Origin of the sequence: Cellulomonas sp. PSBB021 (assembly GCF_002240455.1) — a bacterium.
GTDB lineage: Bacteria > Actinomycetota > Actinomycetes > Actinomycetales > Cellulomonadaceae > Cellulomonas > Cellulomonas uda.
In genome coordinates, this window is record NZ_CP021430.1 from 3,725,607 (window position 1) to 3,751,169 (window position 25,563).

Consider the following 25,563-nt stretch of genomic DNA (forward strand, 5'->3'; position numbering starts at 1 on the left):
GCACTCGGTCGAGTGACAGCGAACCGGGTGAAATCGGACGAAGCGGTGTAGACAGGGACGGATCGCGCAGTAACCTCGCCGTACGCATGGGAACCCTGGGGGGGGCTTGACATGACGCTGACGGCCGACCGTGGTGGACCTGACGTCTACGAGTCGTTCGACCGCCGCGCCCGTTCGCGCGAGCCGCGCCGGTCGTGGGCGTCGACGCGACCCTTCGAACCGCGCAGGACGCCGTTCAACGCCCCGACGGTCGTCGCACGGACCTGGGCGGTGCGCTCGCGGCGCTCGCGCGCCCTGCTCGTCGTGACCGACGCGCTGTCGGCGTCGCTCGTGGCGCTCGCGCTCACCGCGACGACCATCGGCGTCGAGGGGGCGACGCTCGCGTGGGCCGCGGCCGCCGGGGTCGTGCTGCCGGCCGCGATCGCGCTGACGCGCGGCTACGACGCCCGTCGGATCGGGGTCGGTGCGCAGGAGTTCCAGTCCGTCGTCACCGGCGGGCTGGCCGTGGCCGCGGCCGTGGTGGGCCTCGCCTTCACGTTCGAGCTGCCCGTCCCGCGCGCCGTGGTGTTCGCGGGCATCCCGAGCGCCGTCGCGTTCGCCTGCCTGCTGCGGTACGCCGCGCGCAAGCGGCTGCACCACCGGCGTCAGCACGGCCTGGACATGCGCCGCACGCTCGTCGTCGGGCGGCCCCAGGACGCGTCCCGCGCGACGTACGAGCTCCAGCAGACCGCCTACGAGGGCTACGACGTCGTCGGGCTCTGCCTGCCGTCCGTCGACGACCGCGCACCGCTCGTCGACGTCCCCGTGCTCGGGGCGGTCGCCGACATCGCGCAGGTCGTCTCCGACTACGCGATCGAGGTCGTCATCGTCACCAGCGGCACGCTGAGCGGCCCCGCCGCGCGCCGGCTCGGCTGGGCGCTCGACCGCGCGGGCGCCGAGATGGTGATGATGCCGGACCTCGTCGAGGTCAGCGGGCCGCGCCTGAGCGTGCGGCCCGTCGGGATCCTGCCGCTGCTCGAGGTGGAGGTGGCGCCGCCGCGACGGCGGATCGTCGCCAAGGCCGTGATGGACCGGATCCTGTCGCCGCTGTTCGCGCTCGCCGCCGCACCCGTCGTGCTGGTGCTCGCCGCGGCGGTCCGGCTCACCTCGGCCGGGCCCGCGTTCTACCGCAACACGCGGATCGGGGTCGACGGGCGCCCCTTCACCATGTGGAAGCTCCGCTCGATGTACGTCGACGCGGACGCCCGCCGGGCCGCGCTCGAGGCCTCCTCCGACGGCAACGGCGTGCTGTTCAAGATGCGCGACGACCCGCGCGTCACGCCGCTGGGCCGGTTCATGCGCAAGTACTCGCTCGACGAGCTCCCGCAGCTGTGGAACGTGCTGCGGGGCGACATGTCGCTCGTCGGCCCCCGACCGCCGCTGCCCGGCGAGGTCAGCGAGTACGAGGACGAGGTGCACCGCCGCCTGCGCGTCAAGCCGGGGCTCACGGGCCTGTGGCAGGTCAGCGGACGCTCCGACCTCGACTGGGCCGACTCGGTGCGTCTGGACCTGCGGTACGCCGACAACTGGTCGTTCGCGATGGACCTCATGATCCTGTGGAAGACCGCGCGCGCCGTGTTCCTCTCCACCGGCGCCTACTGAGGGCCGGACCGCAGTGGCCGTGACGGCGACGAGCAGCGCCCGCCTCGCCGAGCAGGAGCGCGCCGACGACGTGCCGACCGCGCAGCGCCTGCGCGGGTCGGCGAGCGAGATCCGCCCCGAGATCCAGGCGCTGCGCGCGGTCGCGGTGCTGCTCGTGCTCGCGTACCACGTCGCGCCCGCACGCCTGCCGGGCGGCTACATCGGCGTCGACGTCTTCTTCGTCATCTCCGGGTTCCTCATCACGGCGCACATCGTCAAGCCGCTGCGCCGCGGGACCTTCACGTTCCGCGGCTTCTACGCGCGCCGCGCGGTGCGCCTGCTGCCCGCGTCGCTGCTGGTCCTGGCGTTCACGCTCGCCGTCACGCTCGCCGTCGTGCCGCAGAGCCGGTGGCCGCAGTTCGGGCAGCAGATCGCCGCGAGCGCCCTCTACGTCGAGAACTGGGTGCTCGCCGGCAACGCGACGGACTACTCGGCCCCGGCCGCGAACGTCAGCCCGGTCCAGCACTTCTGGTCGCTGTCGGCCGAGGAGCAGTTCTACCTCGTGTGGCCGGCGCTCCTGCTGCTCGGGCTCCTGGTCTCGCGGCGCACCCGCTCGTGGCGCCTCGCGTTCGCTGCCGTCCTCGTCCCGCTCGCGCTCGTCTCGCTCGCCTGGTCGGTGTACCGGACCGCGCAGGAGCCGTCGGCCGCGTACTTCGTCACGACGACGCGCGCGTGGGAGTTCGCCGCGGGCGGTCTGACCTGGTTGGTCGCCGACCGGCTCGGGCTCCTGCCCCGCGACCGCCGCGCGCTCGCGAGCTGGGCGGGGCTCGCGGTGATCGGCGCCTGCGCGCTGCTGTTCTCGGCGCGCACGCCGTTCCCGGGGTGGGTCGCCGGCATCCCGGTGGTGGCCGCGGCCGCCGTCCTGGCGGCCGGTCTGCCCGAGACCCGGTGGGGGCCCGCGCGGATCATGCGGTGGCGTCCGGTGCAGGTCGTCGGCGACATGTCGTACTCGCTGTACCTGTGGCACTGGCCGCTGATCGTCCTGCTGCCGTACGTGGTGTCGCAGGCGTCCGGCGCGAGGGGACGCGTGGCCGCCGTCGCGTTGGCCTTCCCGCTCGCGTACCTGACCCGCCGGTACGTCGAGGTGCCGCTCATGGAGCGCTACCGTCCCGGCTCGGGGTCCGCCCACGTACGGCCCGGGGTCATCGGGGTGGCCGTCGCGTGCGCCATGGCGCTCGTCGCCGTCCCGGCCCTCGCGGCCGACCGCACGGTCGAGCACCGGCGGGAGCAGGCATGGGCGGAGCTCGACGCGCGCGTCGCCGCGGCGGGGGACTGCTTCGGCGCGGCGGCGCTGGACGCGGACTGCGCGCCGGGCGGCGACGTCGTGCCGGACCCGGTCATCGCCGACCTGGACGACTTCGGCATCCTCAACCGCGGGTGCCAGGTGCGCAGCACCACCACCGAGGCCCGCACGTGCACGTTCGGCGACCCGTCGGGCGCCACGTCCGTGGCGCTCGTGGGTGACTCCCACGCCGCGCAGTGGGCGCCCGCGCTCGACCTCGTGGGCGAGGAGCGCGGCTGGAAGGTCACCACCTACCTGCGCTCGGGCTGCCCCGTGACGCAGACCCGCCCCGCGGGCCGGGGGACGTCGAACGAGGCGTGCGGCGTGTGGGAGCGCAACGTCCTGCGCGCGCTCGCCGAGGGCGACTTCGACGTGGTCGTGACCTCGGCCCTGGCGGGCACGGTCTACACCGAGGACCCGTCCGGTGTGCAGGGGTTCACCGACGCGTGGGCGCCGCTGCTCGAGGCGGGTTCGCAGGTCGTCGCGATCCGCGACAACCCCGACCCGACCCACGCCGGGATCCCGAGCACGCCCGTCTGCGTCGAGGAGCGCGGGCCGCTGGGGTGCGGCACGGACCCCGGTCGGAGCCTTCGCGCGGACCCGCTCGTCGAGGCCGTCTCGCAGACCCCGGGCGCGGACCTCGTGGACCTGACCGACCGGTTCTGCGTCGAGGACACGTGCCCGGCCGTCATCGGCGACGTCCTCGTCTACCACCAGGCGCAGCACGTCACGACGACGTACATGCGCTCGCTCGCGCCGAGCCTGGGAGCCGCGCTCGACGAGGTGCTCGACTGACGGGACCACCGCCGACGACGAGGGCTCGTCGGGCGGTGCGGCCGTCAGGCGGCCGGCGCGGGGGCGGCGCTGCGCGTCCCGCGCGCCGTGTGCACCACGGACGCGACCTCGCTCAGGTCCTTGCGCACCCGCGGCACCGTCAGGTACCAGAGCGCGAACGCAGCGCCGACGCCGACGAGCGCGAGCGCCAGCTGCGCCCACGCGCCCGTCACGAGCGTCGAGGCGGCCCAGCCGGCGAGCGCGCAGGAACCGAACATGACGACCGCGCGCGTGCCGCCCGAGAGCAGCGCGCGCAGCGGGACGGGCGTGTGGCGGGCGACCCACCACAGCGACAGCGGCCACGCGAGCATCGGCGCGACCGCGTACCCCGCCGCGACACCGACGACCCCCCAGATGCTCCCGACGAGCACGCACGTGATCCGGATCGACGCCGACACGAGCGTGTACCGCAGCAGGACGTTCGTCAGGCCCGTCGCGAGGTACACCCAGTAGCCGACGTACGCGAGCGTCTGGAACACGCCCGCGGCCGCGAGGAACCGGAGCACGGGCTCGGCGTCGAGCCACTGCGGGCCCAGCAGGATCGAGGTCAGCGGGCCGGTGGCCGCGATGACGAACGCGAGCCCGGCGACGAGCGTGTACGCGAGCGCGAGCTGGCCACGCCGGACGAACTCACCGAACCGCTCGGGCTGGTCGCGCAGCCGGGACAGGACGGGCAGCGCGACGGTCGTCGAGGGCGCGCGCAGCTGCGTGAGCGGCTGCATGAGCAGCGTGAACGCGCGGTTGTAGACGCCCAGGGGCTGCGCGCCGAACCGCAGACCGATGGTGAGCGAGTCGACGTTGTTGCTCGCGTAACCCACGAGCTGGGTGCCCAGGAGGTTCCACCCGAACCGCAGGAGCCCGGCCATCGGCTCGCCGCGTCGCGGGCGCCGGGGCAGCCAGCGCGCGGCGATCACCCCGCCCGCCGCGAGCGTCGCGGCGGTCATGACCTGCTGCCCGACGAGCGCCCACCACCCCGCGCCGGACACCGCGAGGACGATGCCCGCGACGAGGCCGAGCAGCGGGGAGGCCACGTCGACGGCCGCGAGCTGGGCGAAGCGCATGTGCCGTGTGAGGTGCGCCCGGTACTGCGTCGCCATGCCGTTGAGCAGGAACGTCAGGGCGAGCCCACGCGTGATCGGGACGAGGTCGGGCTCGTCGTACAGGGCCGCGACGAGCGGTGCGCACGCGAACGCGAGAACGCCGAGCAGCGCGCCGATCCCGGTGTTGAGCCAGAACAGGTTGTCGCGCTGCTGCCGGGTGAGGCGCTGCGCCTGGATCGCGGCGGACGACAGGCCGAAGTCCCGGAACAGGTCGCCGATGCCGACGACGGCGAGAGCCATGGCGACCAGGCCGTAGTCGTGCGGCGTGAGCAGGTGGGCGAGCACCACGACGCCGCCGACCTGCACGGCCATCCGGACGACCTGGCTGCCGACGGTCACGATCGCGCCGCGCGCGGCGCGCTTCCCGAGGGCCGGTCCGGCCTGCAGGACGTCGTCGTCGCCGGCCACGGTCAGGCCAGCTTGCGCAGCGCGGCCTCGGCCGGCAGCAGCGCCGTGAGCGCCGTCTCGCGCACCCGCGCGGCCTGCGCGGCGAGCGTCGGGTCCGCGACGAGCGCGAGCGCGGTGGCCGCCGGGTCCGGGTCCTCGCGCAGGTCGACCGTCGCGTGCCAGCCGAGCGCCTCGAGCAGCGGGGCGAACTTGCGCGAGTAGGCGAGCGGGACCGCGGGCGTGCCCACGGACAGCGCGTTGAGGCACGCGTGCATGCGGGACCCGAGGACGACGGTCGCGGACGCGACGACGCGCCGCACCTCGTCGAGGTCCTCGGGGACCACGGCCTCGAGGCCGCGCTCGGCCGCGAGCTCGCGCACCACGGGCACGTCGTCGTCGTGACCGCGGGACGCCAGGACGTGCGCGAGGAGCGTGACGCGGCGGCCCTGCGCCGTGAGCTCGTCGAGGATCGTGGTGACGGTCGTGCGGTAGCGGGTCGCGTCGACGTGCGGGCCGGGCTGCCACAGCAGGCCGGAGACGTTGAGGACGACGTCGCGGTCGCGCTCGACCTCGGGCACGGGCAGCGCGAACACGACGTCGGTCGTCAGGACGTCGACCTCGCGCCCGAGCGACGCGGCGGCCTGCGCGGAGAGGTGGTCGCGCGCCATGACGGTGGTCGCGCGTGCGAGGGACCGACGGGCGACGGCCCGCCCGGCGAGCGTCGAGAACGGCCCGATGGTCTGCGGCCCGAGCACGACGGGCACGCCGGAGCGGGTCGCGAGCTCGGCCATGAGCGACATCGTCGTGAGGCGCGGCAGGCCGTAGATGTCGGCGAAGCTGTCGCCCGAGCGCGTGTCGACCACCACGTCGTACCCGCTGATCCAGCGCCGCAGCCCGTGGTGCCCGGTCACGTGCTCGCGCACGAGCTGGCGCGGACCGCCGACGGGGACGGGCGCGACGCCTCGGCCCGAGCTCTGGAACTCGACCGTGACGTCGTCGAACGCCCGCCTCAGGAGTGCCGCGGTGCCGTGCGCCAGGGCGCGGACCCCCAGGTTGGGTGACCTGTCGTCGGCCCACAGGACCAGTGCTCGCACGTCTGTCTCACCTCTCGCCGGGCCCGGTACCGGGTCGAGGCCCCGGCGCCGTCGACCCGGACGAATCTACACAAAGGGTTCGAGCTCGCCGTCCGGCGTGCGGGTGAACTTGGGGGTGCTCGCGGGGTCGCCCACGGGGGTGGTCGCCGTGGTGCTCCCCGGGGTGCTCGCCCGGTTGGTCGCGTCCCCGGCGGTGCCGGTCACGGCCGCCACGACGTCGTCGGCGTAGCGCCGCAACGAGAACCGCTCGTGCGCGTCGTCCTCGCCCGTGGACGCGAGCGTGCGGCGGCGCTGCTCGTCGTGCAGCAGGGCCGCGACCGCGTCGGCGAGGGCGTGCGCGTCTCCGGGTGGGACGAGCAGGCCGGTGGTGCCGTCGCGGACCACCTCGGCCAGGCCCTGCACGTCGGACGCGACGAGCGGGCGGCGCGCGAGGAGCGCCTCGACGGCGGTGTTGCCGAACGGCTCCGCGCGCGAGGGGACGAGCACGACGTCCGCGGACGCCAGCAGGTCCCAGGTCGGGTGCACGTACCCGAGGAGCTCGACGCGCCCCGCGAGGTCCGGCTGCCGCGCGCGGGTCCGTAGCTCGTCCTCGAACCACTCGTAGCCCGCGAACGTCGTCCCCGCGGCGGACAGCCGCACGTCCTCGCCCGCGGCCACGAGCAGCGCGACCGCCTCGAGCGCGACGTCTGTCCCCTTGCGGGGCGACAGCCGCCCGACGGAGACCAGGTGCCACGGTGCGCCCGGGGCGCGCTCGGCGTCCGTCGGGGCGTCGACGGGGCCGTCGGGCGGGCCGGCGACGCCGTTGTGCACGACGAGCGTGCGACGGGCCAGGCGCGGGACGGCGCGCACGAGCGCCTCGCGGGCCGCCGCGGAGTTCGCGACGACGGTCCGGGACGCGAGGACCGGCAGCGCGAGCGCGGTCGCGACCATGCGGTTGCCGTCCTCGGCCTCGTGCACGTGCGTGAGCGTCGGGACTCCCGCGAGGCGGCCCGCGGCCGCCCACACGGGGATGGTCACCGTGTTGACGTACAGCACGTCCGGCCGGTCGGAGCGCAGCCGGCGGGCCGCCCGGAGCGTCGCGGTGAGCGAGCCCCACAGCAGCCGCGGCAGGCGCGTGGGGGCGAGCTCGGACTTGCGCAGCACGGGGAAGCCCGCGATCCGCACCTGCGCGCCCGCGTCGACGACGAGCGGCACGAGCGGACCCTCGTGGGGGAGCACGACCGTCACGCGGTGCCCGCGCGCGGTGAGCGCGCGCAGCGACTCGAGCAGCTGGCGGTCGGAGCCGTACAGGTCCGGCGACGGGTGCGCCACGACCACGCGCAGCGGGCGCTCGGCCGCGGGCCGGCGTGCGCCGCGGCGCACGAACCGGGCACCCTCGAGCGTGCCGCGCAGCGCGGCGAGCACCGGTCCGGGCGACCGCAGCAGCTGGCGGCGCCCGCCGCGCAGGACGACGTCGCGCGCGTACCGCGGCGCCGAGCGCACCCACCGCCGCGCGAGCTCCGGCTCGAGGTTGCGCGCCGCGAACACCAGCCGGCCGCGGCAGTTGTGCCGGTAGTAGAGGTCGGACTTGCGGCGCGACCCGCCGTGCTCCTGCGTCCCGCCGACGTCGTGCACCGCGGTGGTGGGCGCGACGAGCAGGTGGCCGCCCGCGGCGGCGACGCGCACCGAGAGGTCGATGTCCTCCCAGTACATGAAGAAGTCCTCGCTGAACCCCCCGACCCGGTCCCACAGGTCGACGTGCACCGCGAGGCACGCGCCGGTGAGCCAGTCGGGCTCGTCGCCCACCAGCTCCGGCCGGGTGCGGGTCCGGCCGGTGGTCCGGTCGAGCAGGCCGCCCTGGGACCAGACGGAGCCGTCGGGCCGCAGCACGTGCGGCGCGACGAGCGCGTCGTGGTCGGCCCGGGCCAGGTCGAGCAGCTCGCGCGCGCCGGCGGGTGTGAGCGTCAGGTCGGGGTTGAGCACGAGGAACACCGACGCACCCAGCGCGCGGGCGGCCTCGACGCCGCGGTTGACGCCCGCGCCGAACCCGTCGTTCGGGGCGGTGACGAGGTGCCAGCCGCGCTCGCGGGCGAGCCGGGAGACCGCGGCGCGTTCGTCGTCGTCGGAGAAGTTGTCCACGACGACGACCGTGGCCTCCAGGCCGTCCGTCGTCGCGGCCAGGTACGTCGCGAGGAGTGCGTGCGAACGGTGGTTCACGACGACGACCGCGTCGGTCACTGGGGGCACCTCCCGGCTCGTCGTCTGCGGGGTCGGTTCTGGAACCGCCCCCGGCCAGCGACCCTAGCGACCCCGGAGGGCCGGAGCGGGCCTCCGCGAGGGTGAACATCGGTACGATCCGGACACCGCCGGGGGACGACGACAGGGCGCGCGCACGCGCCGGGAGGGATGGACCGTGACCCGTCACGACGACCGTCCGCCCGTCGTCCTGCAGTCGTTCGGCGAGCCCCGTCCGTCGACGAACCCCCACATGACGCTGCTGCTGCAGGGGCTGCGCGAGCACCTCGACGTGCGGACGTTCAGCTGGCGCGAGGCGCTGCTCGGGCGGTACCACGTGCTGCACGTGCAGTGGCCGGAGGTCGTCGTCACCAAGTCGAGCGCGTGGCGCAGCGTGCTCGCGTCGGCCGCGTTCGTCGTGGTCCTCGCGCGCTGCGCGGTGCGGCGGACCGCCGTCGTGCGGACGCTGCACAACCTCGCGCCGCACGAGCGGCAGCCGTGGTGGGGCCGCGTCGCGTTGCGGGTGTGCGACCGGCGCACCACGTGGTGGGTGCGGCTCAACGACACGACGCCGGTGCCCGACGAGGCGCGCTCGTCGACCATCCCGCTCGCGGACTACGGCGACTGGTACGCCGCGCACCCGCTGCCCGCCGCCACGCCGGGCCGTGTGGCCTACGTCGGGCTGGTGCGGCCGTACAAGGGCGTGCTCGACCTGGTCCACGCGTTCCGCGGGCTCGACGACCCGGAGTCGAGCCTGCGGGTCGCAGGCAGGCCCGCCGGGCCGACGGCCGCCGACGAGATCGAGGCCGCCGCGGGCGACGACCCCCGCGTCGGCACCGAGCTGCGGCACCTCACCGACGCCGAGCTGGTCGCCGAGGTCGGTGCCGCGCAGCTCGTCGCGCTGCCGTACCGCGCGATGCACAACTCCGGTGCGGTGCTGCTGGCCCTCACGCTCGGTCGGCCCGTGCTCGTCCCGGCGAACGAGGTCACGGACGCGCTCGCGCGCGAGGTGGGGGCGTGGTGGGTCCAGCGGTTCGACGGGCCGCTGACCGCCGACGCGCTCGCGGCGGCGCTCAAGGCCACCGCGGACGGGCCGGTCGACGGCCCTGACCTGAGCCGACGCTCGTGGCCCGAGGTGGTCGAGCGGCACCGCGAGGTCTACGCGTCCGCGCTGCGCGCGGTGCGGCGACGCGCGATCAGGTGACACCGCGGCCGCCAGGGCCGCCACAGTGGTGAATCGTTACGACCAGCGGGCGAAAAACGGGTGGATTCGTACCGTTCGTCCGACTCCGGGGGCACACTCGACCCGTCTGTGAGGTCGATCCGAGGAGAGCGCCACGTGACATCCCATCGTCCCCACGTCGCACTGGTCGGCACGCGCGGCGTGCCGGCGCGCTACGGGGGCTTCGAGACCGCGGCGGAGGAGATCGGGTGCCGGCTGGTCGCGGCGGGACACCCCGTGACCGTCTACTGCCGGCCCGTCGCGGGTGAGCCGCGGCTCACCGAGCACCTCGGGATGCGGCTCGTGCACCTGCCCGCGCTGCGGCACCGCGCGCTCGAGACGCTCTCCCACACCGGGCTCTCGGTCGGCCACCTGCTCGGCCACCGGGCGGACGCGGTGATCCTGTTCAACGCCGCGAACGCGCCGTGGCTCCCGGTGCTCCGAGCCGCGCGGATGCCGGTCGCGACGCACGTCGACGGGCTCGAGTGGAAGCGCTCCAAGTGGTCGGGGACCGGCCGGCGGTACTACCGCAACGCCGAGGCGCTGGCCGTGCGCTGGTCGGACGCGCTCATCGCGGACGCGCAGGGCATCGCGGACTACTACCAGCGCGAGTTCGCGGCGCCCACCGAGATCATCGCGTACGGCGCACCCCGCCTCGGTGACGTCCCGGCGGACCGGCTCACCGAGCTGGGGCTCACGTCGGGCGGCTACCACCTGGTCGTCGCGCGGTTCGAGCCCGAGAACCACGTGGACGTCGCCGTCGAGGGCTACGTCGCGAGCGGGTGCCGCGAGCCCCTGGTGGTCGTCGGCTCCGCCCCGTACGCCGCGGAGTACACGCGCCGCGTCGAGTCGCTCGCGGACGACCGGGTCCGCCTGCTCGGGGGCGTGTGGGACCAGGAGCTGCTCGACACCCTGTACGCCCACGCACTCACGTACGTGCACGGCCACAGCGTCGGCGGCACCAACCCCTCGCTCCTGCGCGCGATCGGCGCGGGCACGGCGACCCTCGCGTTCGACGTCTCGTTCAACCGCGAGGTGCTCGGCGACGCCGGCCGCTACTTCACGACCCCCGCGGACGTCGCGCGCGAGCTCACCGCCGCCGAGCGGGACCCCGACGGGTGCCGCGACCGCGGCCGGGACCTCGCGCGCCGCGCGCTCGACTACGACTGGGACGACGTCGCCGCACGGTACTCGGACCTGGCCGTCCGGCTCGCGGAGCGTCGGGTACGGCGCCCCGCGGGCTCGGCCGCCGGCGCCCGGCGCCCGAGCCGCAGCCGCTCGCGGCCGCCACGGCGGAGGCGTCATGAGCCGCTACACCGACGCCCTCCGCGAGCTCAAGGACGCGCAGAAGGCCGCGGCCAGGTCCGCGCCCGCCTACTCGCGGTTCGTCAACCGACGCCTCGGCCGGTTCCTCGCCGCGGGCGCGCACGTCGCCGGGCTCAGCCCGAACCAGGTGACCGGCATCAGCGCGCTGTTCACGCTCGCGGGCATCGTCGGCCTCGCGACGCTCCCGCTCACGTGGGGCACGGGCGTGGCCGTCGCCGCCGCGCTCGTCCTCGGGTACGCGCTCGACTCCGCCGACGGCCAGGTCGCCCGGCTCCAGCGCCGCGGGTCGAGCGCCGGGGAGTGGCTCGACCACGTGGTCGACGCCGGCAAGTCCGTGATGCTCCCGCTCGGGCTGCTCGTCGGGCTGTGGCGCGCGCCCGACGTCGACGACCGGTGGCTCGCCGTCCCGCTCGTCTCCGCCGTGGTCACCAGCGTCCTGTTCTTCGCGATGATCCTCACCGAGCAGCTGCGCCGCGCCCGGGGCGTCCAGTCACGCGCACCCGAGGGCGGCCGCGGTGCGTCGCTGCGCTCCCTGCTCGTGCTGCCCATGGACTACGGCGTGCTGTGCTGGTCGTTCGTGCTGATCGGCGCGCTGCCCGTCTTCCTCGTGGCGTACACGCTCATCACCGCCGCGTCCGCGGCGTTCCTCGTGCTCGCGTGCGGCAAGTGGTACGCCGAGCTCAAGGCGCTCGACCAGGGCGCCCGGCCCGCGGTCACGCCGGACGCGGGTCCCGCCGCCGGCCGGGTGCAGGTGTCGACGCCGTGACCGAGACGAGCCAGCAGCTGGCCGAGCAGGACCGCACGCGCGCCCTCACGGTCGTCGTCGCGGTGCTCACCTACCGCCGCCCCGACGACCTCGCAGCCGTGCTCGAGTCGCTGCGCACGCAGGTCGGGTCCGTGGACGACGAGGTGAGCGTGCTCGTCGTCGACAACGACCCCGACGCGGGCGCGCGCGAGACGGTCGTGGGCCCGCACGTCCGCTACGTGCACGAGCCACGCCCGGGCATCGCCGCGGCACGCAACCGCGCGCTCGACGAGGTGGGGGACGCCGACGTGCTCGTGTTCCTCGACGACGACGAGCGACCCGTCGAGGACTGGCTCGCGCAGCTGCTCGCGACGCACCGCCGCACGGGTGCGTGCGTCGTCGGCCCGGTCGTCTCGCGCTTCGAGGTCGAGCCCGACGCCTGGGTGCGAGCGGGCCGGTTCTTCGACCGCCGCCGCCTGCGCACCGGGACGCCCGTCGTCGTCGCCGCGACCAACAACCTGCTGCTCGACCTGCCCCCCGTGCGGGCGTCCGGGGTCCGGTTCGACGAGGCGTTCGGCCTGAGCGGCGGCTCCGACACCCTGTTCACGCGCCGCCTGGTCGCCGCCGGCATCCCCATGGTGTGGTGCGACGAGGCGCTCGTGACCGACGAGGTCCCCGCCGCTCGTGCGACGCGAACGTGGGTGCTGCACCGCGCGTCCCGCAGCGGGAACTCGGCCACGCGCTGCGACGTCGCGCTCGCGAGCGGCACCGCCGGCCGGGCCGCGGCCCGCGCCCGCGGGATCGCCCTCGGCTCGGCGCGCGTCCTCGCGGGCGGGGCCCGTGCGCTCGTCGGCGCGCTCACGCGCTCCCCGGAGCACCACGCACGCGGTCTGCGGACCGTCGCGCGAGGTCGCGGCATGGTGACCGGCGCGTTCGGGCGGGTCGTCTACGACTACGCGCGGGGGACCTGACGTGCCCACCGCGAACCGTTTCTTCACCCGACGGACACCCTGTCGCCATGTCCGGAATGTCGGTAACGTCCGAGCGTCAGCCACCCACAACGGCGCGGGTCCGGGACGAATCATCGTGGAAGGGAAGTCTCGATGACCATTGGATACGCGCCGGGTGCCTACGACCTGTTCCACGTCGGGCACCTCAACCTGCTGCGGCACGCCGCCGCGCACTGCGACCGTCTCATCGCGGGGGTCGTGGACGACGACGTGCTGGAGCTGACCAAGGGCATCCGTCCGGTCGTCCCCGCGCACGAGCGGCTCGAGATCGTCCGCGCGCTGTCGATCGTGGACGAGGCCGTGCTCGAGGACGTGCCGAGCAAGCTGGCGATGTGGGAGCGGCTCCGCTTCGACATCATCTTCAAGGGCGACGACTGGCGTGGCACCGCCAAGGGGCGCGCGCTCGAGGAGCAGTTCGCGGCGGTCGGCGTCGAGGTCGCCTACTTCCCCTACACGATGCACACCTCGAGCACGGCGCTGCGCCGCGCCCTCGCGCTCCTCGAGCCCGAGGCGGCCACGCTCACCGAGGCGGTGCGCTGACCCGAGCGCCTTCACCTGTACCGACGCCCGGGTACCCCACGCGGGGACCCGGGCGTCGTCGTCGGTGCGGGAGTCTGTGCGGGAGTCGGTCCGCGTCAGGCGTCGGCGCGGGAGTGCGCGCCCTCCGTCGATGCCCGTGACGGCTCCGGTGCCCCGGTGGGCTCCGACGACCGCGCGTGCGTGGGCTCCGGCTCAAGCTCAGGCTCCGGTTCCGGCGTCGGCAGGGGCGTGGGCTCGGACGACGGTGCGCGCGTCGGTTCCGTCGTCTCCGTCGCGTCGGCGGTGGTCACCGGTGCACGGGTCTCCTCGGGGCCGGCGGCCCGCTCGCGGTCCGGCGCGGCGGGCGACCGGACGGACCCGACGTACTGTCGGGTCGGCTCGACGGACAGGCGGTCCATCTCGAGCGAGGGTCCGGCCGGTTCCACGGGGGGTCGGGTCGGGCTGACGGGCGCCCGGTCCGGCGTCTCGTCGTGCGTGTGGCGGGACGGTGCCGACGCGACCGGCACGTCCGGGCGGCCGCCCCGGCGCCGGGGGCGACGGGGAGGTGCCAGACGACGGCCCGTCGGCTCCATGTACCCGTACGACGTCGCACGCCGTCGGCGTTGCGCACCGTTGAGCACCACGCCGAGGCAGTCCGCGCCGAGCGCGTCGAGCTCGTCGAGCGACTCGGCGAGCTCGCGCCTGCTCACCTTGCGCGCGCGTGCGACGAGGATCGCGCCGCTCGTGCGGCGCGCGAGGACCGCGCCGTCCGACACCGCGAGCAGGGGCGAGGTGTCGACGATGACCATGTCGTACACCTCCTGCGCGTGCGCGAGCAGGTCGGCGAACGCCGCGGAGTCGATCAGCTGGGTCGGGTTCGGCGGGACCGGTCCGGACGGCAGGACGTGCAGGTTCTCGAGCCGCCACTGCTGGGTGACCTGCTCGAGCGTGGCCCGCCGCGCGAGGATCGTCGTGAGACCGACCGCCGACTCGATCCCGAGCACGTTGGCGATGTTGGGTCGGCGCAGGTCCGCGTCGATCAGCAGGACGCGCCGGCCGGTGTCGGCGAGCGCGAGCGCGAGGCTCACGGAGACCGTCGACTTCCCCTCGCCGGGGAGGGTCGAGGTCACGACGAACCCCCGGACCGGTTCGGTCGAGTCGAGGAAGTCGAGGTTCGCGCGCACGCGCCGGTAGCCCTCGGCGAGCGCGCTGCGGGGCTGGTCGAGCACGGAGCGGGGACCGTCCCGGGTCACGGCCCGGTCGTGCGGGACCTCACCCAGCACGACGCGGCCGTCCGGTAGGTCGCGCGTCGTGCGCACCCGGGTGTCGAGCCGCACCCACGCCAGCGCGACGAGCACGCCGAGCCCGAGCCCGACGGCACCGCCGGTCGCGACGAGCAGCTTGGTGTTGGGGGCGAACGGCGCCGCCGCGGGGGTCGCGGGGCCCACCAGCGTGATCTTCACGGTCGCCTGGCCCTCGGCCGAGGTCGGTGTGAGCTGCTCGACCGCCGTGGCGAGCTGCCCGGCGACCGCGTTCGCGATGTCCGCGGCGCGCGTCGCGCTGCGGCTCGTCGCCGAGATCTCGATGATCATCGAGTCCATGGGGGCCTCGGCGGAGACCACGGCGGCGAGCTGTCGGGAGGTGACCGTCAGCCCGAGGTCCTGGATCACGGGCTCGAGCACGAGCGGCACGGTCGTCAGCTGGACGTACGACTCGACCAGGTTGCGGGTGTACGTCGAGCCCTGCACGAGCTCGGTGACGTCGCTGCCCTGCGCGAGGGAGACCCAGACCTTGGCGGTCGACCGGTAGAGGGGAGTCGCACCCGACGCCTGCACGTACCCGAGGCCGGCACCGAGGACGGCGAGCAGCGCGACCGCCCACCAGCGCTTGCGCAGCGCGGTCAGGTAGTCGCCGATCTCCATGACTCTCCTTCGTGGTGCTGCCGACCCCCGGAACGGTAGGTGGTGATCCGGACAATTCTCGCACCCACGGGGAAATTCACCCGGATGCGGACCGCGCGAACTCGGTCCGGGTGACCCCCCGTGGTCTCTACACTGACCCGAGCCCTGGCGCCGTCGGGGACCCGGTCGGCTGTCGTTCGGATCCTGGGGGTGTGTCGTGACGGAGGCTGAGACCGCCTCGGCAGGTGGGCGCAGGCGGACGGTGCGGATCGCGGCCGCCGCCGGCGTCGTCGTCCTCGCCGTCCTGATCGTCCTCGCGGTGACCTCCGGGCGCTCCGACGACGGTGCGAACCCGACGAGCGCCCCCTCGACCGCCGCCGCGTCGACCCCAGGGTCGACCGCAGGGGCGACCACGGCGTCGACACCGGCGCCCGGCCCGACGGTCTCGGACGCGCCGACGACACCCGCCGCCTCGGCGGAGCCGTCGAGCGCCGCCCCGGGCGTGCTCCCCACGCCGACCCCGCGGCCCGACGGCCGGGCGGTCACGCTCGCCCCGATCGAGTCCACGGCCGAGCCGTCGCCCGGCGTGACGGCGCGCGTCGCCTCGATCCGGGCGGTCACCGGGAAGGCCGAGCTGCCGGGTGAGGTCGGCGGTCCGGCGCTCGAGGTGACGGTCGAGGTGCACAACGGCACCGACGAGCCGCTCGACCTGTCGCTCGCGGTCCTGAACGTCTACTCCGGCCCCGGGCTGACTCCCGAGCTCCCGCTGTCCACCGGCTCGCGCGCGTTCCCGGGCGAGGTCGCGCCGGGTGCGGACGCGACGGGAGTGTTCGTCCACACGGTCGCGGTCGCCGACCGGGGCGACGTGACGATCGAGCTGGACCTCGGCGTGGGCACGACGATCGCGCTGTTCCGGGGGCCCGCGGGCGTCTGAGCCCCGAGTCCGCCCCGGGGTCTCGCCCGGGGCTCACGCGGGTCGGCGGACGGGCCTATCACCCGGTCGAATGACGCCGCACGCCTCAAACCGGTACACAAGCCCGTTTTCACCCGCGGCACACGCCGGTTCACCCGATCGCCCAGGTCCCGATATGTCCCTTTCGCCCTAGAGTCGGGCCGATCGTCGCACCCGCGACGCCTCCGCGCCCGCCTGTTCGGGAGGACACGCACATGGCCGTCACCAGCCGCCTCGCGCGCACCATCGGGTTCCTGGCCGCGTGCGCGGTGACGTCGGCGCTGGCCGTCGTCGTCGCGCCGTCGGCGCTCGCCGACACCGCGCCGCCGAACCCCGACAACCCCGTGACCGTCTCGGCCGACGGGCTCCCCACCGCGCAGGTCAACGGCGTCGTGTGGAACCTGCAGCCCGCCGGCAACAAGGTGTACGTCGGGGGTGAGTTCACGCGGGCCCGGCCGCCGGGTGCGGCCCCGGGCACCAGCGAGGTCGTCCGGAACAACATGATGGCGTTCAACCTGACGACCGGTGCGCTGGACAGCTCCTTCGCGCCCGACCTGAACGCGGAGGTCGACGACCTCGCGCTCTCGCCGGACGGCACGCGGCTGTACGCGGTGGGGAACTTCACGTCGGTGAACGGGCAGGCCCGCTACCGGATCGCGGCGTTCGACACCGCGACCGGCGCGCTGATCTCGACGTTCCGGCCGACGGTGAACTCCGGGATCAACGCGGTGGCGGTCACCAACTCGACCGTCTACATCGGTGGCAACTTCTCGAGCGTCAACGGGCAGACGCGCCAGCGGTTCGCGGCGCTGCGCGCCTCGGACGGCGGGAACCTGCCGCTGACCGCGACGATCGACGGCGGCGCGATCCAGGCGCTCGTCGTCGCCCCCGACGGCGAGTCGGTCGTGCTCGGCGGCGCGTTCACGTCGGTGAACGGCTCGTCCAACCCGGGCTACGGGCTCGCGCGCCTCGCGACCGACGGCACGCTGCTCCCGCTGCCGGTCAACACCCAGATCCGCAACGGCGGCACCGAGTCCGCGATCCTCAGCCTCGAGACCGACGGCGAGAACTTCTACGGCACCGGCTACCACTTCGGTGGCGGCGGGAACGTCGAGGGCACGTTCGCGGCGGACTGGGCGACCGGGTCCGAGCTGTGGGTCGAGGACTGCCACGGCGACACGTACTCGTCGTATCCGATGGGTGACGTCGTCTACTCGGCGAGCCACAAGCACTACTGCGGCAACTCGGGCGGCTTCCCGCAGACGACGCCGTGGTCGGTGTACCGCGCGACCGCGCTCACGAAGTGGGCGACGCGCATCAACACCCCCGACATCTACGGGTACCCGGACCACGACGGCGAGCCCTCGCCGACCATCCTGAACTGGTACCCGACGATCAACGCCGGCACGTACACCGGCAAGTCGCAGGGCCCGTGGACGGTCACCGCGAAGGACGACTACGTCGTGTTCGGCGGCGAGTTCACGCAGGTCAACGGCGCGGGCCAGCAGGGCCTCGTGCGGTTCACGACGATCGACAAGGCGCCCATGCAGCAGGGTCCGCGCCTGTCCGGGTCGAACTACCCGGTCACCGCGACCTCGGTGCAGGTGGGCGAGGTGCGCGTCTCCTGGAAGTCGAACTACGACCGGGACAACGAGACGCTGACCTACGCCGTCTACCGGCAGACGCAGAACAACCCGCCGGTGCACGTCGAGACGCTGTCGACGACGTTCTGGAACGTCAAGACGATGCGGTTCACCGACCGTGACCCGTCCCTGACACCGGGCACGACGACGAGGTACCGCGTGGTCGTGACAGACCCGTTCGGGAACTCGGCCTCGTCCGCGTGGACCTCGGTCACCGTGAGCGACAAGACGGTCGGCGCGTACGGCACGAAGGTGCTCGACGACGGCGCGGCGCACTACTGGCGCCTGTCCGAGCCGACCGGGACGACGACCGTGACGGACTACGCGGGCGGCGACGACGCGGTGGCGTCCGCGGGCGTCACGCGCGGCGCGGCCGGTGCCATCACCGGCGACACGGACACCGCGTCGACGTTCAGCGGGTCGTCGAACGGCCTCGTGGCCACGCAGACCGCGGTCGCGGGTCCGCAGACCTTCGCGATCGAGGGCTGGTTCAAGACGACGACACGGGCCGGCGGCAAGATCATCGGCTTCGGCAACGAGAAGACCGGCAACTCCACGAGCTACGACCGGCACGTCTACATGGACACGTCCGGGCGCGTGCTGTTCGGCGTGTACCCGGGCTCGTCGCAGACGGTCCAGAGCGCGACCGGCTTCAACGACGGCGCGTGGCACCACGTGGTGGCGTCGCTCGGCCCGGACGGCATGAAGCTGTTCCTCGACGGCAAGCGCGTCGCGCAGAAGACGAGCGTCACCAGCGCGCAGAGCTACAACGGCTACTGGCGCATCGGTGGCGACAGCCCGTGGACGGCGGCGGCGTACTTCGCCGGCACGATCGACGACGTCGCGATCTACGACGAGCCGCTCACCGCGGCCCAGGTGGACGCGCACTGGGTGACCTCCGGGCGCACCTCGAGCGTCACGCCGGTGCCGGCCGACGCGTACGGCGCCGCTGTACGCGCGGCGAACCCCGACCTGTACTGGCGCCTCGGTGAGGCGGCGGGTGCCACGGCGGCCGACACCGGTCCGCTGTCCTACCCGGGCACGTACAGCGGCGGCCTGACGCGCGGCGTGGCGGGTGCGCTCGCCGGGACGAGCAACACCGCAGTGACGTTCGGCGGCACGAACGGGCTGGTCGCGAGCCAGGCGGACTTCAACGGCCCCGACGTCTACTCCGAGGAGCTGTGGTTCAAGACGACCACCACGGCGGGCGGCAAGCTCATCGGGTTCGGTGACGCCGCGACCGGGACGAGCAGCAACTACGACCGTCACGTGTACATGGAGGAGAACGGCAAGCTGACGTTCGGTGTGTGGACCGGCGAGGCGAACACCATCACGACGCCCGCGTCGTACAACGACGGCGCATGGCACCACATGGTCGCCACACAGGGCCCCGACGGCATGAAGCTGTACGTCGACGGCGTGCTGCGCGGGACCCACGCGCAGACCTCGCAGCAGGTGTACACCGGCTACTGGCGGGTCGGCGGCGACACCACCTGGGGACCGCAGGCGTGGTTCGCGGGCACGATCGACGAGGTCGCCGTCTACGGCAGCGTCCTCGACGCCGCGACCGTGGCGCAGCACTACTCGGTCGGCTCGGGCGCCCCGGTGCCCAACCAGCCGCCGACGGCCGCGTTCGACGTCGAGGCGGACCACCTCGCGGTGTCCGTCGACGGCTCGGCCTCGGCCGACGCCGACGGGACCGTCGCGAGCTGGTCGTGGGCCTGGGGCGACGGCACGACGTCCACGGGTGCGACAGCGACCCACACGTACGCCACCGGCGGCACGAAGTCGATCACGCTCACCGTGACCGACGACGACGGCGCGACCGCGAGCGTCACGCACGAGGTCACGGTCGCGGCCAACCAGGCGCCGGTCGCGGCGTTCACCTCCGAGGTCCAGCACCTGGTCGTCTCGGTGAACGGCACCGGGTCGAGCGACCCGGACGGGTCGGTCGCGTCCTGGTCGTGGAGCTGGGGCGACGGGACGCCGAACGGGTCCGGCTCGACGGCGACGCACACGTACGCGACGCCGGGCGACAAGACCATCACGCTGACCGTGACGGACGACGACGGTGCGACCGCGAGCGTCACGCACGAGGTGACGGTCACCGAGCCGCCGGCGGACGCCCCGTTCGTCCGCGACGACTTCGCGCGCACCGTGAGCAACGGCTGGGGCACCGCCCCGGTGGGCGGCGCGTGGACCGCGGTCGGCGCGGCGAACCGGCTGTCGGTCGCGGGCGGCGCGGGGGTCATCACGGCCCCGCGCGGCGCGACGAGCGGCGCGGTGCTCGGCGACGTCGCCGCGAGCGACACGTCCCTGACGGGCAAGGTCTCGCTGGGCGCCCTGTCGACCGGCAACTCCTTCGTCACCTTCCAGGCTCGTCGCGTCGACGCCGACTCCTACGGCGGCCGGCTGCGGCTCGCCGCGGACGGCTCCGTCCAGCTGCACGTGACGCGCGAGGTGGGTGGCACGACCACGGCGATCGCCGGCGGTGCCGTGTCCGGCCTGACGTACTCGCCGGGTGCCGCGATCGCGGTCCGCGTCGAGGCCGAGGGCACGAACCCGACGCTGATCCGGGCGAAGGCGTGGCCCGCGGGCTCCCCGGAGCCGGCGGCCTGGCGGGTCCAGACGACGGACTCCACCGCGGCGCTGCAGACCGCCGGCGGCGTGGGCGTGGTCGCGTACCACGGCGGCGCGACCGGTGCACCGTCGCTCGTGTTCTCGGTCGACGACCTGCTCGCGCAGCGCGTCGGTGCCGAGGCGCCCGAGGAGCCGGAGGAGCCGGAGGAGCCCGAGCCGCCCGTGAACACCGCGCCCACCGCGGCGTTCACGAGCAGCGCCGCCGGGCTGACGGCGTCCGTCGACGGCTCCGGCTCGTCCGACGCGGAGGGTGCGATTGCGTCGTACAGCTGGACGTGGGGTGACGACTCGGCGCCCACGACCGGCACGAGCGCGACCGCGTCGCACACCTACGCCGAGGCGGGCACCTACGAGGTGCGGCTGACCGTCACGGACGCCGGTGGGCTGACCGCCACGGTCGCGCACGACGTGACGGTCACCGCGCCGGCGCCCGGCGGCCCGTTCGCGCAGGACGCGTTCGGCCGCACCGCGTCCAACGGCTGGGGCGACGCCCAGGTCGGCGGCGCGTGGACCTCGGTCGGTCCCGGCGCCCGCCTGACCGTCTCGGGCGGCAAGGGCGTCATGACGGTGCCGCGCGGCGGGACCACGGGCGCCCGGCTCAACTCCGTCTCGCAGGAGTCGACCGACGCGGTGGCGACGCTCGACCTCGACCGCGTGCCGGGCGGCACCTCGTTCGCGACGCTGCAGGGCCGGACCGTCGGCGACGCGGCGTACGGCGGGCGCGTGCGCATCGCGGCCGACGGCACCGTCCAGCTGCACGCGGTGCGGACGGTCGGTGGCACGACGACGGCGATCTCCGGCGGCGCGGTCGGCGGGCTCGTGGTCGAGCCGGGCACGCCGCTCGCGGTCCGCGTCCAGGTGACCGGGACCTCGCCGACGACGATCCGGGCCAAGGTCTGGGTCGCCGGACAGCCGGAGCCCGAGCAGTGGCGCGTCTCGACGACGGACAACAACGCGGCGCTGCAGGAGCCCGGCGGTGTCGGGTTCGAGGTCTACCACGGTGGCGCGACCGGCGACCCGTCGCTGGTGTTCGTCTGGGACGACCTGGTGGCGCGCGCGGTCTGACCCGCACGTACGACGAGGCCCGGGGTGGGCAGGTCCCACCCCGGGCCTCGTCGCATGCGGTGGACGCGGGTCAGCGGGCGGGGAGGCTGCGCTCGGGTCGGGCGCCGCGCTCGTCGTCGTACACCTGCTCGACGACGTCCCCGGTGAGGTCCGGCGGCGACGAGGTCGCGACACGACGCACGGCGAGGAGACCGAGCGTGAGGGCGAGCAGGGTGCTCGAGCTCGACAGCGGGCTGAACGCGAGGTTCCACAGCGTGCGGACGGCCAGGTACGTCAGCAGGGCGCTCGCGGTGTGCGTCGCGATCGCGCCCGTGTACCCGCGGACCACCAGCCACGCCGCCCACAGCGCCAGCAGCACGCCCGCGAAGCCGAAGCGGACCCACAGGTCGGCCGCGGTGGAGTGGAGCTCGAAGCCGCTGCCGAACATGTACTTCTCGACGTAGCCGTTGTGCGGGTCGTAGTTGAGCTCGGCCATCCCGGTCTTCGCGACGAACACGTCGCGCGTGCCCGGCAGCGTCCCGGAGCCGAACCCTGAGGGATGGGCGACGACGAGCGCGCGGGTCGCCCCGCTCTCGGGCCTGGCGCCGGCGAGCAGCGAGCCCGACAGCGCGATCTGCGCCTCGGTGCGCTCCTGCGCGTCCTGGCCGAGGAGGCCGTCGAGGATCGCGACCTGGCCCAGCTGGTACAGGGCGGCCACGAGGCTCGTGATGATGAGCAGCGCGCGCACGCGCGAGCCCGCGCGCGTCGTCGCGCGGCGCGCGGTCTGCTGGATGGTCACGGCGGCGGCCAGCACGAGCATGGCGGACGTCGAGCGGCCGCCGTTCATCACCGAGACGCCCGCGAGCCCGAGCGCGGTGACGACCTGCAGCCACCCGCGGCCGGACGCCCACGCGAGGCCGAGCAGCAGCACGATGAGCGGCACGGAGAAGCCGAACCGCCAGGGGTTCTCCAGGAACCGCCCGCCGGTGCTGATGCCGAGCAGCATCCCCACGCCGAACCACGCGGCGACCACGGGGTCCCGCAGCACGGTGCGCGCCCACGCGACGACCGCCGCGCCGAGCACCGCGTCGAGGACCGTCGAGGTGTTGCCGACCAGCAGGTTCGTCGAGGTCGCGTGGTCGGCCTCGTGGAACCACGTGAGCCACACGCCGACGACCGCGGCGAGGCCGCCCAGGCCGACGAGCGTCCGGATCCCGACGAGGTCGCGCACGGGACGCCACCAGATCGGCAGCAGCGCGACCGCGACGATCGTCCCCAGGGTGACGGACTTGACCATGACCCGGCCGCTGCCGACGGCCAGCAGCGAGACGACGACGAGGACGTGGGGCGCGGAGACCCGCGCCGTCAGCCACGCGGGCGCCGAGGTCGCCGTCCGGGACACGTCCCTCCCCGAGGTCGGTCGAGACCGGCACCCGTGCGGCCCGGTTCCGCCACATCGTCGCACCCGCACCCTCGTGACCCGGACGGGTGTGCCGTTTTTCGCCCGTCTGGCCCCTGTTTCGCCCGTTCTGCCCGCATAGACTCGCTCGCATGCGCAGCGCTGGACCGCCCTCGGGGCCCGCGAAGCCGGGTGTCGTCGAGGCGACGGCACCGGCTCCCGTGCAGGCCGCTGCGGAGGGTGAGGCGGTGCCCGACGCCCCGCGGCCCCGCCGTCCGCGCGTCGAGTGGGTCGACACCGGCCGCGGCATCGCGATCTCGCTCGTCGTGCTGTTCCACTCGTCGAACTGGCTGCTCGGCGCGGGCGCGCACGTCAGGCCCTGGGTCGAGGCGAACGTCGTGGTCTCGTCGCTGCGGATGCCGCTGTTCTTCACGCTCGCCGGGCTGTTCGCGGGCAAGTGGGTGCGCGGCGCGTGGACCGCGCTGTGGCACTCCAAGATCCGGCTGTACCTGTGGGTCTTCCTCGTGTGGGGTGCGGTCGGCTCGCTCGCGTACTACGTGGGCGTGCGCATGCGGGGGACCGGCTCGTTCCTGTCGAACGTGCTGCAGCCGTACGTGCTCTCGCCGTTCGTCCCGCGGCTCGAGCTGTGGTTCATCTGGGCGCTCGCGCTGTTCTTCGTCGTCGCCAAGCTGACGCGCCGGGTGCCCGTGGCCGTCCAGATCGGCGTCGCCGCCGTCGGCTCCGCGATCGCGCTGTCCGGGTGGGAGACAGCGAGCCCCGGGTGGAACGGCTCGGTCAAGTACTACGTGTTCTTCCTCGTCGGCCTCCACCTGCGCGACGTGGTGCTGCGGCGCGGCTCCGAGGCGCGCGTGCTGCCGATGGTCGGCGTCGTCGCGCTGTGGGCGGCGGTCGCGTTCGGGCTGTGGGCCGCGGACCTGCGTGAGGCACCCGGGCTGTACTTCGTGAACTGCGTCCTGGGGGTCGCCGCCGGGATCGCGGTCAGCCGGGCGCTGTCCCGGTCGCACGTGCTCCGGGACCTGGGCGCACGGACCCTGCCGGTCTACCTCGCGCACACGCCGCTCATCATCGTGACCGCCGCGCTGCTCAAGAGCTGGGGCGCGGTCGACTCGCCCGCCGTCGCGGTGCTCGGCCCCCCGCTGCTCGCCGCCGCCGCGATCGTCGCGACGCTCGCCCTCGAACGCGGCGCGAAGCGCGTCGGCGCCGGGTGGCTGTACGAGCCGCCCGCGTGGTTCGACGTCGCCGCACGGCGGCGGGCCGCACGCGCGTCGCGTGCCGCGACCCGGCCCGGGGGGTGAGCGCGCTGGCCGCGCGAGACGTCGCCCCGGCGCGCACCGCTCCCACGGTCGGTCGGCTCGAGTGGGTCGACGCGGTCCGCGGGTACTCCGTGGTCGCCGTCGTGCTCGCGCACGTCGTGCTCTGGCACCTGCTCGCCGTGGACGCACCCACCGCGGACGCCGGGGAGTCGGTGTGGGGCCGGGTGTACGGGGTGCTCGGCAGCGCGCGCATGCCGGTGCTCCTGGCCGTCTCCGGCCTCGTCGTCGCGCGTCGGGTGCGGCTCGGGTGGCGGCCGGGCGGCCTGACGCTGCGCGTCGCGCGCAACTACTACCTGTACGTCGTGTGGCTGCTGCTGTACGCCGTGTTCTACGCGGTGGTGCGGGACCCGAGCCTGCCGCACCGGGTCGACGGCGTCGGTGACCTGCTGCGCCAGCTCGTCGTTCCGGAGACGACGCTCTGGTACGTGTTCGCGCTCGCCGTGTACATCGCGGTGCTCGGGGCGTTGCACCGCGTGCCCCCGTGGGCCGTGCTGTCGGGGCTCGTCGCGCTGTGCCTGGCGACGCACGTCCTGACGTCGTCGGACCAGATGTGGGCCAAGGTGCCGGAGATGTTCCTGTTCTTCGCCGTCGGCGTGTACGGCGCCGGCCCGCTGCGCCGGCTGGGCGAGCGGGCGTCGTGGGGCGCGCTGCTCCTCGCGGCGGGCCTCGCTGTCGCCGCCACCGCGTCGGGGCGGCTCGCCGAGGGGGTGGAGCTCGCCGAGGCCGTGGTGTTCGTCGTGCGGTGCCTGGCGTTCCTGGTGCTCGCGGTGCTCGTCGTCGTCCTCGCGGTCCGGTGGGAGCCGCTGCGTCGGCTCGGCCTCCTCCTCGGGCGCCAGACGCTGCCGATCTACGTGCTGCACCCGCTGTGGCTCGCGCTGCTGCTCGCGTACGCGGGCGGGCTCGCGCGCGACGTCACGGCGACGACCGTCGGGTCGTTGCTCTACCCGCCGGCGGTCACCACGCTCGTCGTCGTGCTGAGCCTCGCGGTGCACGCGGGGGCGCGGCGCGCGCACGCGCTCGTCCCGGCGTTCGCGATGCCGCGCCGGTGGGAGGAGCGGCTGGCCGCGGTCGACGCGCGCGCACCCGGGCGCCCGGCGCCCGTGGACTCCGGTCGCGGCGCCTGACGCACCTCCGCGCCCCCGGGACGGTGTCGGTGGCGGCTCGTACACTGACGACGCCCCCTGACCCCGCGTGGCAGCGGTGCGCGCCGACCGGTTCGCCCGGTCCCGCGCCCTCG

The 25,563-nt window shown here is 74.6% G+C and carries 15 protein-coding genes and 1 pseudogene; 11 read left to right on the forward strand and 5 right to left on the reverse strand.

The window, feature by feature from the left end:
• The first annotated feature begins 111 nt into the window (after positions 1-111).
• Entirely contained in the window at positions 112-1,641 is a 1,530-nt protein-coding gene (locus CBP52_RS17105) for a sugar transferase (protein WP_094181971.1), read from the forward strand.
• 19 nt (positions 1,642-1,660) lie between these two features.
• Positions 1,661-3,757, forward strand: coding sequence for an acyltransferase family protein (locus CBP52_RS17110; protein ID WP_198303498.1), 2,097 nt, complete (start codon positions 1,661-1,663; stop codon positions 3,755-3,757).
• A gap of 44 nt (positions 3,758-3,801) precedes the next feature.
• On the opposite strand, the gene CBP52_RS17115 is transcribed toward CBP52_RS17110, so the two are convergent.
• From CBP52_RS17115 to CBP52_RS17125, 3 genes are all read right to left on the reverse strand, one after another.
• Complete coding sequence (locus CBP52_RS17115; protein ID WP_232514575.1) at positions 3,802-5,304, reverse strand: lipopolysaccharide biosynthesis protein; 1,503 nt, start codon at positions 5,302-5,304, stop codon at positions 3,802-3,804.
• 2 nt (positions 5,305-5,306) lie between these two features.
• Positions 5,307-6,377, reverse strand: coding sequence for a polysaccharide pyruvyl transferase family protein (locus CBP52_RS17120; protein ID WP_157732714.1), 1,071 nt, complete (start codon positions 6,375-6,377; stop codon positions 5,307-5,309).
• Between the two features lie 66 nt (positions 6,378-6,443).
• Positions 6,444-8,594, reverse strand: a complete 2,151-nt coding sequence (locus CBP52_RS17125; protein ID WP_232514576.1) for a glycosyltransferase — start codon at positions 8,592-8,594, stop codon at positions 6,444-6,446.
• A 175-nt stretch (positions 8,595-8,769) separates the two neighbouring features.
• On the opposite strand from CBP52_RS17125, the gene CBP52_RS17130 reads away from it, so the two are divergent.
• From CBP52_RS17130 to CBP52_RS17150, 5 genes and pseudogenes are all read left to right on the forward strand, one after another.
• Entirely contained in the window at positions 8,770-9,795 is a 1,026-nt protein-coding gene (locus tag CBP52_RS17130; protein WP_094181975.1) for a hypothetical protein, read from the forward strand.
• 135 nt (positions 9,796-9,930) lie between these two features.
• Positions 9,931-11,073, forward strand: a pseudogene (locus tag CBP52_RS17135) (DUF1972 domain-containing protein); the annotation flags it as partial.
• 43 nt (positions 11,074-11,116) lie between these two features.
• Entirely contained in the window at positions 11,117-11,905 is a 789-nt protein-coding gene (locus CBP52_RS17140; RefSeq protein ID WP_094181976.1) for a CDP-alcohol phosphatidyltransferase family protein, read from the forward strand.
• Positions 11,902-12,855 (forward strand): glycosyltransferase family 2 protein, encoded by a 954-nt coding sequence (locus CBP52_RS17145; protein ID WP_232514816.1) that lies wholly within the window; start codon positions 11,902-11,904, stop codon positions 12,853-12,855. Before CBP52_RS17140 ends, CBP52_RS17145 begins: the two co-directional genes overlap by 4 nt.
• A gap of 132 nt (positions 12,856-12,987) precedes the next feature.
• A complete protein-coding gene (locus CBP52_RS17150) occupies positions 12,988-13,434 on the forward strand; it encodes an adenylyltransferase/cytidyltransferase family protein (protein WP_094181977.1) in 447 nt (148 codons plus the stop codon).
• Positions 13,435-13,529: 95 nt separating this feature from the next.
• Here the strand turns inward: CBP52_RS17150 and CBP52_RS17155 are convergent, their stop codons facing one another.
• The gene (locus CBP52_RS17155; RefSeq protein WP_094181978.1) at positions 13,530-15,335 is read right to left on the reverse strand and encodes a polysaccharide biosynthesis tyrosine autokinase; all 1,806 of its coding nucleotides are present in this window, start codon (positions 15,333-15,335) and stop codon (positions 13,530-13,532) included.
• 196 nt (positions 15,336-15,531) lie between these two features.
• On the opposite strand from CBP52_RS17155, the gene CBP52_RS17765 reads away from it, so the two are divergent.
• Together CBP52_RS17765 and CBP52_RS17170 are read left to right on the forward strand one after the other, a co-directional pair.
• Positions 15,532-16,248 (forward strand): hypothetical protein, encoded by a 717-nt coding sequence (locus CBP52_RS17765; RefSeq protein ID WP_157732715.1) that lies wholly within the window; start codon positions 15,532-15,534, stop codon positions 16,246-16,248.
• A gap of 233 nt (positions 16,249-16,481) precedes the next feature.
• A complete protein-coding gene (locus tag CBP52_RS17170; protein ID WP_094181981.1) occupies positions 16,482-21,614 on the forward strand; it encodes a PKD domain-containing protein in 5,133 nt (1,710 codons plus the stop codon).
• Between the two features lie 70 nt (positions 21,615-21,684).
• On the opposite strand, the gene CBP52_RS17175 is transcribed toward CBP52_RS17170, so the two are convergent.
• Positions 21,685-22,995, reverse strand: coding sequence for a hypothetical protein (locus tag CBP52_RS17175; RefSeq protein WP_094181982.1), 1,311 nt, complete (start codon positions 22,993-22,995; stop codon positions 21,685-21,687).
• Between the two features lie 149 nt (positions 22,996-23,144).
• Between CBP52_RS17175 and CBP52_RS17180 the strand changes: the two genes are divergently transcribed.
• Complete coding sequence (locus tag CBP52_RS17180; protein ID WP_094181983.1) at positions 23,145-24,308, forward strand: acyltransferase family protein; 1,164 nt, start codon at positions 23,145-23,147, stop codon at positions 24,306-24,308.
• Entirely contained in the window at positions 24,239-25,450 is a 1,212-nt protein-coding gene (locus CBP52_RS17185) for an acyltransferase family protein (RefSeq protein ID WP_157732716.1), read from the forward strand. Before CBP52_RS17180 ends, CBP52_RS17185 begins: the two co-directional genes overlap by 70 nt.
• The last annotated feature ends 113 nt before the right edge of the window (positions 25,451-25,563 follow it).